The 15057-nt window shown below is 54.2% G+C and carries 14 protein-coding genes; 6 read left to right on the top strand and 8 right to left on the bottom strand.

The genetic code is table 11. The features are described from left to right. Positions 1–14 precede the first annotated feature (14 nt). The 3 genes from Yoon_RS06980 to Yoon_RS06970 are packed head-to-tail and all read left to right on the top strand — an operon-like array spanning position 15 to position 1779. Positions 15–653, top strand: coding sequence for a MarR family transcriptional regulator (locus Yoon_RS06980; RefSeq protein WP_238111395.1), 639 nt, complete (start codon positions 15–17; stop codon positions 651–653). Beyond that, positions 653–1390 carry a DUF3307 domain-containing protein gene (locus tag Yoon_RS06975; RefSeq protein ID WP_238111393.1) on the top strand — a complete coding sequence of 246 codons (738 nt, stop codon included), beginning with the start codon at positions 653–655 and terminating at the stop codon, positions 1388–1390. Before Yoon_RS06980 ends, Yoon_RS06975 begins: the two co-directional genes overlap by 1 nt. Positions 1391–1413: 23 nt before the next feature. Beyond that, a complete protein-coding gene (locus tag Yoon_RS06970; protein ID WP_238111392.1) occupies positions 1414–1779 on the top strand; it encodes an iron-sulfur cluster assembly accessory protein in 366 nt (121 codons plus the stop codon). Here the strand turns inward: Yoon_RS06970 and Yoon_RS06965 are convergent. After that, positions 1776–2693: an isopenicillin N synthase family oxygenase gene (locus tag Yoon_RS06965; RefSeq protein ID WP_238111391.1), complete on the bottom strand. Its 918-nt coding sequence runs from the start codon at positions 2691–2693 to the stop codon at positions 1776–1778. The genes Yoon_RS06970 and Yoon_RS06965 overlap by 4 nt on opposite strands. Before the next feature lie 66 nt (positions 2694–2759). On the opposite strand from Yoon_RS06965, the gene tpiA reads away from it, so the two are divergent. Together tpiA and Yoon_RS06955 are read left to right on the top strand one after the other, a co-directional pair. Then, on the top strand, positions 2760–3494 hold the full coding sequence (gene tpiA, locus Yoon_RS06960; protein WP_238111390.1) for a triose-phosphate isomerase: 735 nt from the start codon (positions 2760–2762) through the stop codon (positions 3492–3494). Positions 3495–3583: 89 nt separating this feature from the next. After that, complete coding sequence (locus tag Yoon_RS06955; RefSeq protein ID WP_238111389.1) at positions 3584–4555, top strand: YHYH protein; 972 nt, start codon at positions 3584–3586, stop codon at positions 4553–4555. Here Yoon_RS06955 and Yoon_RS06950 read toward each other — a convergent pair. From Yoon_RS06950 to Yoon_RS06925, 6 genes are all read right to left on the bottom strand, one after another. Further along, the gene (locus Yoon_RS06950; RefSeq protein ID WP_238111388.1) at positions 4552–5079 is read right to left on the bottom strand and encodes a hypothetical protein; all 528 of its coding nucleotides are present in this window, start codon (positions 5077–5079) and stop codon (positions 4552–4554) included. The two genes, Yoon_RS06955 and Yoon_RS06950, sit on opposite strands and share 4 nt — an antisense overlap. Positions 5080–5220: 141 nt before the next feature. Further along, entirely contained in the window at positions 5221–6687 is a 1467-nt protein-coding gene (locus tag Yoon_RS06945; RefSeq protein ID WP_238111387.1) for a TRAP transporter large permease, read from the bottom strand. A 3-nt stretch (positions 6688–6690) separates the two neighbouring features. Next, positions 6691–7371, bottom strand: coding sequence for a TRAP transporter small permease (locus tag Yoon_RS06940; RefSeq protein ID WP_238111386.1), 681 nt, complete (start codon positions 7369–7371; stop codon positions 6691–6693). A gap of 100 nt (positions 7372–7471) precedes the next feature. Continuing rightward, complete coding sequence (locus Yoon_RS06935; RefSeq protein WP_238111384.1) at positions 7472–8488, bottom strand: DctP family TRAP transporter solute-binding subunit; 1017 nt, start codon at positions 8486–8488, stop codon at positions 7472–7474. A gap of 244 nt (positions 8489–8732) precedes the next feature. Continuing rightward, on the bottom strand, positions 8733–9962 hold the full coding sequence (locus Yoon_RS06930) for a sigma-54 dependent transcriptional regulator (protein ID WP_238111382.1): 1230 nt from the start codon (positions 9960–9962) through the stop codon (positions 8733–8735). Beyond that, positions 9959–11722, bottom strand: a complete 1764-nt coding sequence (locus tag Yoon_RS06925; RefSeq protein WP_238111381.1) for an ATP-binding protein — start codon at positions 11720–11722, stop codon at positions 9959–9961. Before Yoon_RS06925 ends, Yoon_RS06930 begins: the two co-directional genes overlap by 4 nt. A 59-nt stretch (positions 11723–11781) precedes the next feature. Between Yoon_RS06925 and Yoon_RS06920 the strand changes: the two genes are divergently transcribed. Beyond that, positions 11782–12951 carry a cytochrome P450 gene (locus Yoon_RS06920; RefSeq protein WP_238111380.1) on the top strand — a complete coding sequence of 390 codons (1170 nt, stop codon included), beginning with the start codon at positions 11782–11784 and terminating at the stop codon, positions 12949–12951. A gap of 52 nt (positions 12952–13003) precedes the next feature. On the opposite strand, the gene Yoon_RS06915 is transcribed toward Yoon_RS06920, so the two are convergent. Then, the gene (locus Yoon_RS06915; RefSeq protein ID WP_238111379.1) at positions 13004–14851 is read right to left on the bottom strand and encodes an outer membrane protein; all 1848 of its coding nucleotides are present in this window, start codon (positions 14849–14851) and stop codon (positions 13004–13006) included. Positions 14852–15057: the final 206 nt, after the last annotated feature.

Genomic DNA, 15057 nt, shown 5'->3' with positions numbered 1-15057 from the left:
CCTATAATAGGTGCATGATTACTGCCCAAAACCAGATTGCAGTCCTCACGGGCGATATAATCAGCTCTACTGCGCTGGGTGCGGCGCAGCTCGACACTATCTTTGCAACGCTCGAATCCTGCGCCGACGCGCAGGCCGTTTGGGTTGGCGGGCCGCTCAGGTTTACACGTCATCGCGGAGACGGATGGCAAGTTGCCCTAAATAATCCCAAATACGCATTGCGCTCAGCGCTCACATTTCGCGCAGCCTTACGGGCATGTGCCCCCCAATTCGATAGCTACATTGCCATTGCAACCGGGACGACCCCCGCCAATCTATCAAACGATTTAAACACAGAAAGCAGCGCAGCCTTCATCGCATCAGGGCAATTGCTGGACCAATTGAAAAAGCCCAAATCCAAAAGCGCGATTGGCCATGCGGAAGCAGGCGCGATCGGTGCAGTGGCAATTCTTGCCGATCATTTGTCACAAGACTGGACGCAGGCGCAAGCAGCCGCCATACTGCAAAAGATTACACCGAATACATCTATTTCATATACGCAAATTGCCCAGAATTTAGGGAAGTCACGCCAGGTCGTGACAAAATCACTCGACGCTGCGGGCTATCATGTGCTCGCCCATGCTTTGACTACATTAGAAAGCGATTTTGCTTAATGTTTGAAACACTTGCTGCTTTGTTTTTTGCACATATCCTTGCGGATTACGTGCTGCAAACCGAACGCATGGTTATGACCAAAGACCGCCCGTTCACGCTCTTGACGCATACAGCCGCCGTCTATGTCACTGCGGGTCTCGCGCTTGGGTCGCTTGACTGGTGGATTGCCGTTTTGGCAGCCATTCATTTGCTGATCGATATCGGCAAAACACTATGGGTCAAAAATCACGATGACGGGGTAAAGCCGCATCTTATTGACCAATGCGCGCATCTGATCACGATTGGGGTGATTGCCGCCAGCGCCCCGGACCTTTGGGAAAACGGGATCTGGGCTGCAAAAACAACAGGTTGGGGCCCACAGGCCATGCTGCTGATCGCCGGGGCAATCTATACCACCCGCGCGGGCGGTTTCGCCGTGGGAAAGCTAATGGGCCCTTTCGCGGCTGGTGCCCCTGCAGAAAGCCTGCCGGCTGGCGGCATGATGATTGGGCAGTTGGAACGCGGGTTGATCTATTTAATGTTCATCGCGGGGCTTCCCGCTGGGATCGGTTTTTTGATCGCGGCCAAGTCGATTTTGCGATTTGATGCGGTGTCAAAAAACGCCAAGGCCGAATATGTCATCATCGGCACACTGGCGTCATTTAGCTGGGCGATTGCGATTTCAATCCTGACACTTGCGATCAACAATGGGTTAAACGGCGCGCCGCTTCTTGAGATCATGCCCAACAGCAATTAAGTTAGCCGCAAAGGAGAACAGACATGTTCAACATTCCAGGCAAACAAGCGGTCAACGTGACCCCAAAGGCTGCGGCGAAAATTGCGGCTCTGATGGAAAAAGATGGCCATCAAGGGCTGCGGATTGGCGTCAAAAAAGGCGGTTGCGCGGGTATGGAATATACGATGGATTATGTCACCGAAGTCGACCCGCTTGATGAGGTGGTTGAACTTGACGGCGCGCGCGTGATGATCGCGCCGATGGCACAAATGTTCCTTTTCGGCACCGAGATCGACTATGAAACCTCGCTGCTTGAATCTGGGTTCAAGTTCCGCAATCCCAATGTGGTGGATGCCTGCGGCTGCGGTGAATCGATCAAATTTGACGACGCGCTTTCTGCTAAGACCTAAGCTTTGTTCAGGTGAACATAGGTTTCACTATACCGTTTATCGAGATGTTCGCGCGCGCGCGTCACCTCACCTGATCCAATAGGTGCCACATTGGCATCGTGGTTCGGGTTAAAGAACAGCGGCACAGAAATACGCGCATGATCTGGCCCAATCACGCGGTGCGGGGTGGCTTTGATCCGACCATTTGTCCACATCTCAAGCATCTCACCAAAGTTAATCACGAATTCGCCCGGTGCAGCGCTGACAGGAATCCAGCCACCGCCCCTGCGCCGAACTTCCAGCCCGGGTGACCCATCCGTGGCAAGCAAGGTCAGACAGCCGTAATCTGTATGCGTGGCGATGCCAAAATCATTCTCTCCCGCCCAATCGGGGCGCTCTGGGTAATAGTTCCCCCGCAAAAGCGCCATTGGCCTGTCAAACAGCGGACGAAAATACGTACCGTCTTCGCCCGAAGCATCTGCAATAGCGCAAAGCAAATCCAACGCGAAATCTGTCGCTCGGCTATAGTAGTCACGTAAGGTTTGCGCAAAGCCCGCAGGCATCTTTGGCCAAAGATTTGGCGCATAACATGACAACTGTGTCAGCGGATCGCCTGCAGGCAATTCAAGCCCGCAATCAAACACCTGTTTGTAATCAGGGTTCGCATCAGGATCGACCTGTTCAGAGCCCGGCGCCCCCCACCCCCGGTTTGATCCTGTTTTCGCCATATCAAACGGGGTCTTAGCGGCCATCGGTAATTCAAAAAAATCTTGATAGTCGGCAAGAACTGCCTGCATTTTTTCAGAACTGATAGGCGTGTTATACACCGTCATAAAGCCAACCCCAGTTGCGGCATCGCGCACAGCGTCACATGCTGCCGGATCTCCGGCCAAAAGTGCAGCCGCGTCAATCCGTGGAATTTCGATATCAGACATGGGACCCCTTCCGATCTACGCCGCCGCTTGATAGCAAGAACCAACCGCAGACAAAAGGATGTGTATATGCCGCGTAAACTTGCCGCTGGAAACTGGAAGATGAACGGGCTTCGTGCCAATCTGACAGAGATCGAAACCCTGGCCGAACGGCACGCGGATTCGCAGGTCGATATCCTGATCTGCCCGCCCGCCCCTTTGATCGCTTCCTGCCAAGGGACCTTGCTTGAGATAGGCGGCCAAGATTGCCATGCCGCCGTATCTGGGGCGCATACGGGTGATATCAGTGCGCAAATGCTTGCCGATGTTGGGGCAACCTATGTGATCATCGGCCATTCTGAACGCCGCGCGGATCACGGTGAAACCGATGCAATCGTCGCGGCGAAATCCGAAGCCGCCTATGCCACGGGGCTGACCGCCGTGATCTGTTTGGGCGAAACACTGGAAGAACGCGAAGCTGGCACCACCCTGTCTGTCATCGACACGCAATTGGCAGGATCTGTTCCCGACACAGCGGCTGCGCACAACACGGTTATCGCTTATGAACCCGTCTGGGCCATTGGTACCGGAAAGGTGCCGACGCTTGATCAAATCGCAGAAGTCCACGCACATATCCGTTCCCGTCTGGTCGCGCGCTTTAGCGAAGGCGCAAAGATGCGGATCTTGTACGGTGGGTCTGTCAAAGGCAGCAATGCGCCCGATATCTTTGGCGTACCGCATGTCGATGGGGCCTTGGTTGGGGGTGCGAGCCTCAAGGCAGACGATTTCAGCGAAATCATCACAGCACTTGAAAACAGCAAATGATTTTCATGGCAAGCGACGGAAATACGGGCTGATTGCGTTTAATATCGCAATTAGCCATTTGCTGATTCATTCAAAAGATCGGAACCAAAATGCGTCTTCATACCGCCCTGCGCGCGACATTGCTGCTTTGCAGCCCTGCCTTTGCTGAAACAGATGCTGAAAGGCTCGCAGAGATCGCGCAATTCTTTGAAAACGCCACCGTCATCAGCGGCCCAACTATCGTCGATTGCACGTTATCAGGCGGGACCGAGACAAGCTGTTTTTCAATCACCGTCAAGCCTGATCCGCAAGACTCTACCCCCGGCCCTTGGTGCCCAACATCCATTAACGATACTGCCGAGGCCGGCGGTATTTGGCTAAAGGACGGCACTGTGCATGATGTTGACGGTGCATTCATCACCGATCTATCGACGCTATATGGTGACGACACCTGGCAGCTTTATGATGAGGCAACAGGTGCCGTGCGCGTGACCGACACCCAAGATGCGTGCGAAGCCGCCGCCCGCCCCGATGTAGCGGAAGAGTATCAGAATTATTGTGTGCAATGTCTGCCTGAATATATGGATGAAGAAGCATCCATGACCTATGTGATCCCGCTGACACCCCATGTCAGCACACGTAACAACCCGACCAATTTTGCGGGATCTGGGATTGCGGCGAACGGCGTGCGGCTAGATGGACCAGCCCCGGTTGATGCCATTCTTGCGGCCCACACCATTGCCCCATTCGATGATTGCGGCGGCCACGTGAACACGCATGTCGGTTACCACTACCACGTCGCAACCGATTGTATTGAAGGCACGCAAGCCGAAGGATCAGACGCTGTACAAATTGGTATCGCGATGGATGGCTACGGCATCTATAGCCACTTGCTGCTTGATAGTTCAGCGCCCGAAGATCTTGATAGCTGCAACGGTCACATCGGCCCGGATGGGTATCACTACCACGCAGGCGCACCCGGATCGAACGCGATCGTCGGATGCCTGAAGGCCGAAGCAGGTTGCGCCTCTGAAAACGCCGATCAGACCTGCGACGCATCAGCGCGACCACCACGCCCCTAAGTGTCGTAATTGCAACTATCCCAAGGCCCGTAGAACATCAGCGTACAACCTGGCAACAGGTCGACGACAATGTCATCAGGGCCTTGGTCATCTACGTCCTCGTCACGTACGACGAGCCCAAAATCATGGCCATAAAACTGTACCGAAAACGGTTTGACCCAAATTTGCTCAGAACACGATGCATCAATTTTTCGACGCAACCGAGTAACTACGTCAGCCGGCGCAATATAGTCGGGCTCACTCCGAAGACCTTGATCAACGACTTCGCTAGAAAGTAGTTCCCCTTCGCTATCAAAGATGTATGCGCCGACAAAATCGCGGGTGCCACCAATCTCTGACACAAGGTGCTGTGTAATCCAAAACCCATTGCCCTGAGCCGTGTATCCGACGTCTTGAAGGTGATAGTCGTCAGGAACAAGCAGAACTTTAAATGCGCTTTCACCAGCATTAACTGGCCGAGCACCGCTGTCTTTATCTCGCTGAAGTCGCGTAGCTTTTGTCAGCCACCAAAAGAATCTACGCACACTTCCTCCAAAACAAGTCCGTGGTTCGGCTTCGAAACGAAGCTCTTCACGTATTTTGCGTATACCTCTTAATGAAGTATACAAAAAACCGCCGAAGGATATCTCCTCCGGCGGCTTTCTTGTTTTTCATACCTTGCATGGCTAGTTCACGATGATCTCTGGCCCCATAAACAGGGTCGGCAGATAGGTGGATATCGCCGGGATGTAGGTCACCATGATCAAGAACACGAACAAAACGGCCAGGAATGGCAGTGCCGCGCGCACAACGGCCATGACAGGCATGCCAGCGACGCCGGACGTCACGAACAGGTTCAACCCGACTGGCGGCGTGATCATCCCGATCTCCATGTTGACCACCATGATGATGCCCAGATGGATCGGATCAATGCCAAGCTGAATGGCGATCGGGAACACCAGTGGTGCCACAATCACGATAAGCCCTGATGGTTCCATGAACTGCCCGCCGATCAGCAGGATCACGTTGACCATGATCAAGAAGGTAATCGGCCCCATGCCCGCGCTCAGCATCGCATCTGCGATATGCTGCGGAATTTGTTCATCTGTTAGCACGTGTTTCAGCAACAACGCGTTGGCGATGATGAACATCAAGGTGATGGTCAGTTTACCGCCTTCAAACACCGTATCGCGAGTGTCCTTATGGAAGAACGCCGTGATCAGGGTCCAAGGCTTTTTGAACAGGCTGCTACGCGCGCTGGCCTGATCAGACGGTTCCCCAACGGGCAATGTTCCGTCAGGCTCATGCGCCGCCAGCGGCCCCATATCGCGGTAGATGAACGATGCGACGATAAAGGCATAGACTGCAGCCACCGCAGCGGCCTCTGTCGGGGTGAATGCGCCACCTTGCCAATAAAACAGGCTTTCACCTTCTGCGAACTGGATCCAAGGGTGACCATAAATGCCGCCCATGATGATCAAGATCAGCAACAAGCCCCAAGCGGCGTCACGGAAGCTGACCCAAATTTCGCCCCAGCCACGCCATTCGCCCTTTGGCATATTTTTGATGCGCGCCATGATGTAGATGGTGATCATCAACATGACACCAGCCATGATGCCTGGAATAACGCCGGCCAAGAACATGCGGCCGACGGACACATCAGTGGCGGATGCATAGACAACCATCACGATGGAAGGGGGGATCAGAATACCCAAGGTACCCGCGTTACAGATCACACCAGCCGCGAATTCTTTGGTGTAGCCAACCTGACGCATCGCGGCGATCACGATGGACCCAATGGCCACAACAGTCGCAGGCGACGACCCCGACAGCGCGGCAAACATCATACAAGCCAGAACGCCCGCAATCGCCAAACCGCCCTGTAAATGGCCGACACAGGCAATTGCAAAACGGATGATCCGTTTGGCCACCCCGCCCGTCGACATAAACGACGAAGCCAGAATAAAAAACGGGATCGCTAGCAGCGTGTAGTGCCCGGCCATCGCCTGATACATCGTCTGCGCGACCTGCGCGAGCGAGGTATCAGAGAACAGCAATTGGAACATGATCGACGAGAAACCAAGTGCGACAGCAATCGGCACACCCAGCATCAGCAAGCCGATGATCATAATAAAAAGAAGTGCGACTTCCATGACTTAGTCTTCCTTATTCATAGCGGCCACTTGTTCAACGGCGTCTTCGGCTTCGTGACTGACGATCAATGATCCCTCGCCCGCGCGGTATATCCGCAAGGTGGCTTCGATCACGCGAATGACCATCAACAGCACCCCAAAAGGCAGAATAAAATACGGCACAAACCGTGGCATTTTTTCATAGGCCTCACCCATGTTAAATGTCGCTTCGAGCCACCCTTGCAGGAATGGAATGGGGATTTGTTCGGTTTCATACCAGCCTTGGTCGCGGCTATCGGCGAACCCTGTCGGGAACCAATGACCTGACGTGGCGTTGAACCCGGCGAATGGCGCCCAATAATCCCAAGCACCTTTGAGCAGCAAGAGCAGATAGACCAATGTCACCGCCGCGCCGATCAATGCCATCGCAAGTTGGGCTGGTTTGCTTACCAGTGCGAGCACGGCGTCAACGCCCAAATGCATCGTGACCTTGAATCCGTAGGAAATCCCAAAGATCACAAGCCATGCAAATAGAATGAGCGTCAATTCGAGCCCCCAGATCAGCTGCGAACTAAATGCATAGCGCAACACAACATTGGCGAAGGTCACCAGCGTCATAAGCCCCAAAAGCAGCGCAATAACAGTTTCTTCAAGTTCGTGGATAGCGCGCGAGATTGGCCCCGAAGGCGTGTACTTGGCAGACATCTGGTCCCCCTATTTCGTTGCTAGGTATGAATACGGCGGGCGCAGTGACGCCCGCCGTCTGGTTTCAAAGGATCAATACGATCCCGAAACGCAACATCGTTTATTGTGAGAACTCTGCGTTAATCGCCTGAGCTGCATCAATATTTTCTTGGCCAACGTCATCCAAGAACTGCGCCCATACTGGCTCCATCACGGCGACCCATGCTGCGCGCTGCTCTGGTGTCAGTTCGCGGATCACGCCGCCTGCATCCAAAACAGCTTGACGGTTGTCAGCGTCAACTTCGCCGATGGCTGCGTTACGCGTCGCAGTTACTTCGGTGAAAATCGTCATGAACTGATCACGTGTATCTGCGTCGAGGCTATCAAGCCAATCAACGGAGGCCACAACCATATAGTCCAACAAACCGTGATTGGTTTCAGTCACGCCGTCTTGAACTTCAAAAAACTTCTGGCCGTAGACGTTAGACCAAGTGTTTTCTTGACCATCGACAACGCCAGTTTGCAGCGCACCGTAAACTTCAGAGAATGCCATCGGCTGTGGTGACGCACCCAGAGCTTCGACCTGTGCAACCAACACGTCAGATGTCTGTACGCGGAATTTCAGGCCTTCCGCGTCGGATGGGTCAAGCAATGGAACGTTCGCTGAGAACTGCTTCAGGCCGTTGTGCCAGAAACCAAGCCCTTGCAGACCGCGACGCTGCATTGAATCCAGCATTGCAACACCAGTTTCAGATGATTGGAACGCGTCAACCGCTTCCATGTTCACAAACATGAATGGCAGATCAAAAATGCGGAATTGCTTAGTGAACGTTTCGAACTTGGACAGTGACGGTGCAGCAAGCTGAACATCGCCCTGAAGCATTGCTTCAAGAACTTGGTCATCGTTGTACAAGGTCGAGTTCGGGAACACTTCCATACACATCGTGCCGTCCATCTCAGCATTCACACGCTCAGCCAAAAGCGTCGCAGCGATGCCTTTGGGGTGGCGGTCGGTATTGGTCACGTGGCTGAATTTCACAACGATTTCGCCATCATCACAGCCCATTGGGTCAGCAGATGCAGATGTCGCGATAACAGACATCGCAGCCATAACGGCTGCGGATTTCAAAAATGTCATTGTTTCTCCTCCCTAGAGAATATCCGTCGCTTAGCAGATTCAAAGCGATTAAGGTAACAGACCCCGTCATTCCCCGCCCCACAAGCATGTTTTAAATAAATTAAATATGAAGCGTAGTAATTTGAAATTGAACAATTTTTATGCAACATTAAAACAACTCACGTTTCCGCGAGCGGTTTTTCACACAAAAATTTCGCAACTAAGTGCGAAAAACCACACACATTCATGCCGCTGGGTAGAGATTCTAAGAACCGCGATAATCTTCGGCGCGCAGCTTATGTTTGGTGAGCTTATCGTAAAACGTTTTACGCGGCAATTTCAGCTCTTTGACCACATCTGTGACGCGCCCATGATGCCGTTGCAGCGCTGCGATCAACAGCGAGCGTTCGACCTGCGCCATTTGCGCAGATAGCCCACCAGTGATCTCGTCCTCCTCATCGTCAAGACCAAGCGCAAATCGCATGGCTGCGTTCATCAATGCGCGCGCATTCCCCGGCCAGTCTTGTGCCACGAGGCGCGCGGTTGTCTCGGCAGTGATTTCACGCGGTTCAAGATTGGCCTGCTCGCAAGCCAGTGACACATAGTGCTGAAACAACACGGGGATATCCTCGGGGCGTTCGCGCAAGGACGGGACCCGCACCCGCATCAAATCCAACCGATAGAACAGTTCTGGGTTAAACTGCCCTGCTGCCATTGCGTCGGACAGGCTGCGCGTTGTGCCTGCAACGATCCGCGCGATACCGCCCTCTTCTAATCGGTCCAACAAGGCCAGTTGCAGCGCCGGGCTCAGGCTCATGATTTCATCAAGGTAAAGCGTCCCCTGCCCGGCCTCGGCGATCGCCGCGTCCAGCCCGACAGCATCAAGCGAAGCGGCCGCCCGTTTGATAAAGGGCCGCGCCGCCGCTTTCGACAAAAGGTGAATGACCTCGGCCATCTTTGGCGTCCCTGAACCGGGCTCTCCGATTATCAAAACCTCTGTGCCCGCACGGGCCGCTGCGCGCGCTTGGTTGCGCAAGTCATCTGATAGCTGCGAGCGCCCAACCAACATGCGCGAAGCAGCGTCGCCTGCTTCTAGCTCTGACTTGAGCCTACGGTTTTCCAACACCAGCGCGCGCGCCATTTGCGCCCGCGCAACCACCGCGACAAAATCTTGTGGAGCACAGGGTTTTTCTAAGAAATCATAAGCGCCCGCCGACATTGCGCGCACGGCCATCGGGATATCGGCCTCTCCAGTCAGCAAAATCACGGGCAGTTCAGGATCGATTTCACGCACATAGTCCAACAGGTGAAACCCATCGCGTCCCGGCATCCGGATATCGGACACAATCACCCCAGCAAAGCTGCGTGTCAGTTTGTCTTTGGCTTCGACGAATGACCCAGCAAGCGTCGGATCCAAATCCGCAAGCTCAAGCGTCTGGCCCAATGCTTCGCGGATATCGCGGTCATCATCGACAAGTAGCACACGTTTAGTCATCGGGTCTCCTTTTGCGGGACACTATCAAGTTCAACGGTAAACACGGCACCGCCCTGCGGGTGGTTGCGGCCCCGGATCATGCCCCCAAAGCTTTGGACAAGCCCGTATGAAATCGACAAGCCCAACCCCATACCTTCTGCGGCGCCAACGGCCTTGGTGGTATAAAACGGATCGAAAATCCTTTCAGGCTCTGTAATCCCCGGTCCGGTATCGCGCACCGATACTTTGGTCCGGTTATCTGTCGCCTCAATCGCAATGGTGATTGCCTTTTGCGGGCTGTCTTCCATCGCGTCCATTCCATTTGAAACAAGATTCAAGATCACCTGTTGCAAGCGGACTTCCCCGCCGCGCACAATCATACGATTGCCCGGACGCGTCCAATTCACCGCAATCTGGTCTTGGCTTGCACGCGGCGTGACGATTTCAAGCACCGCATCAACCACCGCTACGATATCAACATCTTTGGGCGGTTCGACCTCTTGGCGGGCAAAAGCGCGCAGATTGCTGATAATCCGGCCCATCCGGCGTGCAAGTTCGGAAATACGCCCCAAATTTTGCTCTGCGACATCGGTTTTCCCACGGTCAAGAAACCCTTGCGCATTCTCTGCAAACGACCGGATCGCTGTCAGCGGTTGGTTCAACTCATGGCTGATCCCTGCAGACATTTGCCCCAACGCGGCAAGCTTGCCGGCCTGCACCAGATCATCTTGCGCTTTTTTTAACCGGGTTTCGGTCGCGGTGCGTTCAATAATTTCATTGCGCAAATTCGCGTTCACGGCGCGTAACTCTGCTGTGCGGTCGCGCACCCGCCGCTCCAACCGCACGTTCAGCGCTGCCAAGGTCCTCCGCCGTAAGGTCGCAAAAAATAGCAGCAATCCAAAGGCCAAACACACCACCGCCACCACCGCCGCCTGAAGCGCCGCGAGCTGGCGCGCCGGGGCGACATCAACCAACACTTCGCCCGTCATCCCGATGATCGGTAAGTCCAAAGTCAAATGTAGGGCGTTTTGCGGCAGATAGCGCCCACCATCGACCTGCCAAACCTCGACTCCGCCGATCATTTGCGACTGGTACCCCACAAATTCAGAGAGTTGTGGATAGCGTTCGCGTAGATTGGGCAGCGCGCCTTGCACCCGAAAAATCAGCTCTGATCGGTTTGATAAGAAGACCACGCCTTGGTCATCGGTAAAGAACAAAGCTGGACGCGCACCGCGCCAGACAGATTCGACAGCATTGGCATCCGCATAGACCAAAAGCACCCCCACCACCGGCCCGGCATCCGAAAAGACTGGGGTCGCAAAAATGAACGTCCGGCGGGCATAGCTTTGGCTATAGGAAAAACTGAATCCGATCGCGCCATCCATCGCCCGCTCAAAGTAATCCGTGGCACGATGCCCGCCAGCCGGGGCCCCTTGTGTCGCCAGCAGGTTTTCACCGGTTGGACCAATCAGCATGATATCAAGTGCCCCGGTCTTATCCGCGATTTCTTGCAACACCTGCTGAACATCGTCGGCATGGGTATCGCCCGTCAAAGCCGCGCGGACCTGCGGATGATCAGAGGTCAGCACTGCCAGTTCGCGAAAACGGCGCAATTCCCCGGTCAAACTGTCAGAAGCCAGCGCCAAATCGGCCCTTGCGCGCTGTTCAAGCGACCCAAGGGCCGCGCCATAACCGTACCACCAAACCCCGCCCGCAAAGCCAAACACCGCCGCCAAATAGGCAGCAACAACGACAATATGGGGGCGGCGAGCGAATTTCATGACTGGCAACTTATCCAGACCCTCTTGCAAAGGCCAGACAGGCGGGTCAAACCTTCGCTATGCAACGCTTTTCTCAATCCCCGACAGACCCCGCTTTTGTCCAAGACCCCTACCCGTTTTATGATCAAACCCGCGCGGGTGGCGACTTTTTTTGGTGGGAAGACTATGACATGGCTTGCGCGGTGTCACATAGCGCAGTGCATGCGGTGTTGCGCAATCGCAAAATGGGGCGCGAATGCCCGGCAGAACTTGCGCCCGATATCCCCGCCGCTTTGCAGCCGTTTTACGACGTCGAAGCACACTCCATGCTCGAGTTGGAAGGCGAAAAGCATAAGCGCTTGCGCGCGTTGGTTTTGCGGGCTTTCACCAGTCGCACAATAGCCGCACTTGGTCCTGATATCCGGCAATTATGCCATGACTTAATCGATCAATTCCCAAACGGGCCGTTCGACCTCCTGACCGCCTATGCGCAGCCCGTGCCGGTCGTTGTGATTTCACGCTTGCTGGGTGTTCCTGAAAACCGCGCAGATGATTTGCTACGCTGGTCGAACGCGATGGTTTCTATGTACCAGGCCCGCCGCACCCCCGAGATCGAAGCCGCGGCCATCGCCGCCACCAATGATTTCACTGCGTTTATGCGCAGCTATATCGCACTCAGACGCCAAAGCCCGAGAGATGACCTGATCTCTACCCTTATCGCGGCAGAGGAAGACGGTGAAAAACTGTCCGAAGACGAATTGATTACCACTTGCATTCTCTTGCTCAATGCGGGCCATGAGGCGACGGTCCACACGCTCGGCAATGGCGTAAAAACGCTACTTGAGCGTAAAATCCGTAATATATCAGAGCCTTGCGTCGAGGAAATCATCCGTTTTGACCCACCGCTGCACATGTTTACCCGCTGGGTTTATGACGATGTCACAATTGGCGATCAAACGTTCAAACGTGGCGATCAGATTGCATGTCTTTTAGGTGCCGGAAACCGTGACCCAGAAGCTTACGACAATCCCAACACCTTTGATCCGAACCGTAAGGGCCCGCAAAATACCAGCTTTGGGGGCGGCATTCATTTTTGTGTCGGCGCACCGCTGGCGCGGCTTGAATTAAAGATCGCGCTTGAGGTGCTGTTTGAACGTTGCCCAGATCTGCAACTGGCCACAGTCCCACAATACGGCGACGTGTTTCATTTTCACGGGCTAGAGCGATTAATGGTGACGCAAAGCGCATAAAAAAGCCCGCGCGAGAATACCCGCGCAGGCAATTATGTCTTATGTGACGAAATTAGAATGCGAACGACAGCCCAGCCTTAATCGCCAGATTGGAATCGGTTCCGACCATTTCGCAATCTCCGCCATCAAAGCCCGATGGACCGCCACAACCCTGAACAGGATCTTGCGCATAATCACCCTCAGCAGAAGTAAAGTAGAGCGTTTCGAGTTTCACGCTCATGGTATCTGACAGCGCGTGCTCTACCCCAAGCCCAACAACCGCACCCACGCGTGTATCGCTCAGGTCGAAGCTGCTAGTGTTTGGTGATGGAAGGTAGGCGTGTTCCAATTCAGATTGAACGAAGCCCAAGCCTGCCGTTGTGTAAAATAGCGTATTGCCAGATGCGATACCCGCACGGCCACGCAGGGTCGCCATCGCTGTGATCGCTGATGAAACTTCACGGTATCCGGTAGCGGTTTGCGCTTCATCGTTTGAATAAGCTGCAATATCCGCCACTGCACCATAGACAAATGCCCCATTTTGCCAGTTATAGCCGACGTGACCGCCAACCCCGGCGCCAAGCGACACAACATCAAACGACCCGCCACTTTCATAGTAATCCGGATCTTGCACGCTGCCTTCATTTGCCAACGCAATCAGATCAGCCCCATAGTAGCCACCTGACCAATCATGTGACGGTGCCATAGCACCAGCCCCCGTATTGCGCCCGCCTTCGCCAAAGTAATAGTTCACCCCTGCAGAAACCGTGGTCAAATCAGCAGTACCATAGAGCCCATCATCGGTTGAATCGCTGTCATCTTGCCCATCAAAGAGCGTATAAGTCCCCTCAGCGGTCCACGAAATACGATCTGTAACGAACTGTTCAACCCCAGCACCAACGGTAAGCCCAGTGTACGTGCCGCTTGTATCCGCATAATTGAGGTTTTCAACATCTGCAGCGGTAACCCCACCCAGAACATAAAGCATGGTATCACCGACGGCCATACCTGCACGGGCGCGAATGCTCGCCGTCTGCTCAATGCCGGTCTCTAAGGTGCCATAGGAATTGTCATAGCTTTCGGACAAACCTGCGAAGGAAAGCTGCGTCTCAACCCCAACAACAGTCGCGCCAAGCTGCCAGTTATAACCGCCAGAAAGCGCAGCAAGGCCGCCCGTATTTCCAACATCATAAGTGCTCCCCCCCATAAAAAAATCGATATCACTTGTCGATATATCAGCAAAAGACCCGCCGAGGCGCGCACCGCCATAGGCACCCGCAAAATTCGCAGGTGACCCGGCTTGCGGCTGCGCAGCGCCGGTCGCGCTTACATCGCCCAGTTTGTAGTTCACCGCGAATGTTAGTTCATCCACCTTATCATTGATCCGTAGTGGAAACCCATTGGGGTTCACGCTGGTGTTTTCGCCGAACAAGCTAGAGGTAAATGCACCGCTAACCGAAAGCCGTTCATTGATGGCTTGTTCAAGCCCAAAGCCAAGGACGACCCCAACTTTGCCATCCCCAAGATCAGGCCAAGTGTCGGGCACGTCATTATACTCGGTCCATGAACGTTCAAAATTCGCGTATGCCAAACCCGCAGAAGTATAAATCACTGTATCGCCAACAGCATGACCAACCCGGCCTTGCAGTTTTACCATCACATCGAGATCATTTTGCATCTGAACATCCGAAGCATAGATCGTTTCTTCAGAGTTGCTCAGAACACCGATATCCGCCTGAACGCCCATCAGCGTGTTCTGTGTAACGGTATTGTATCCAAGACTAACACCGGCTGACCCACCAAGCGACAGTAGGTCAATTGTGCTCCCATACCAGTCATAGTCGACATCTTCATATGTAGCCGAATGTTGCGAAAGGCCGATTTGACCGCCGACATACCAGCCATTCCAGTCGTGTTGCAATCTTGTGCAGACACTGACGCCGCAGTTTGCGAAACTCCGGTTAGCCCGCTCCTTCGCCTAAGGTAGGTGGCGAAAGACTTGCAGTCTTTACATGAAAGGCCATGCCTTGCCGAAACCCGGCGATCGTCCTAGTTTCCAGCCATGGTATCTAACCTTACATATTTTGAGCTGGGGTGGCGTGCGCGAGGCGCGCCCTATGGCAAGAC

The organism is Yoonia sp. I 8.24 (genome assembly GCF_022096995.1).
Taxonomy (GTDB): domain Bacteria; phylum Pseudomonadota; class Alphaproteobacteria; order Rhodobacterales; family Rhodobacteraceae; genus Yoonia.
Note: the sequence above shows the minus strand (reverse complement) of the source record. Positions and strands in the feature narration are given on the sequence as shown.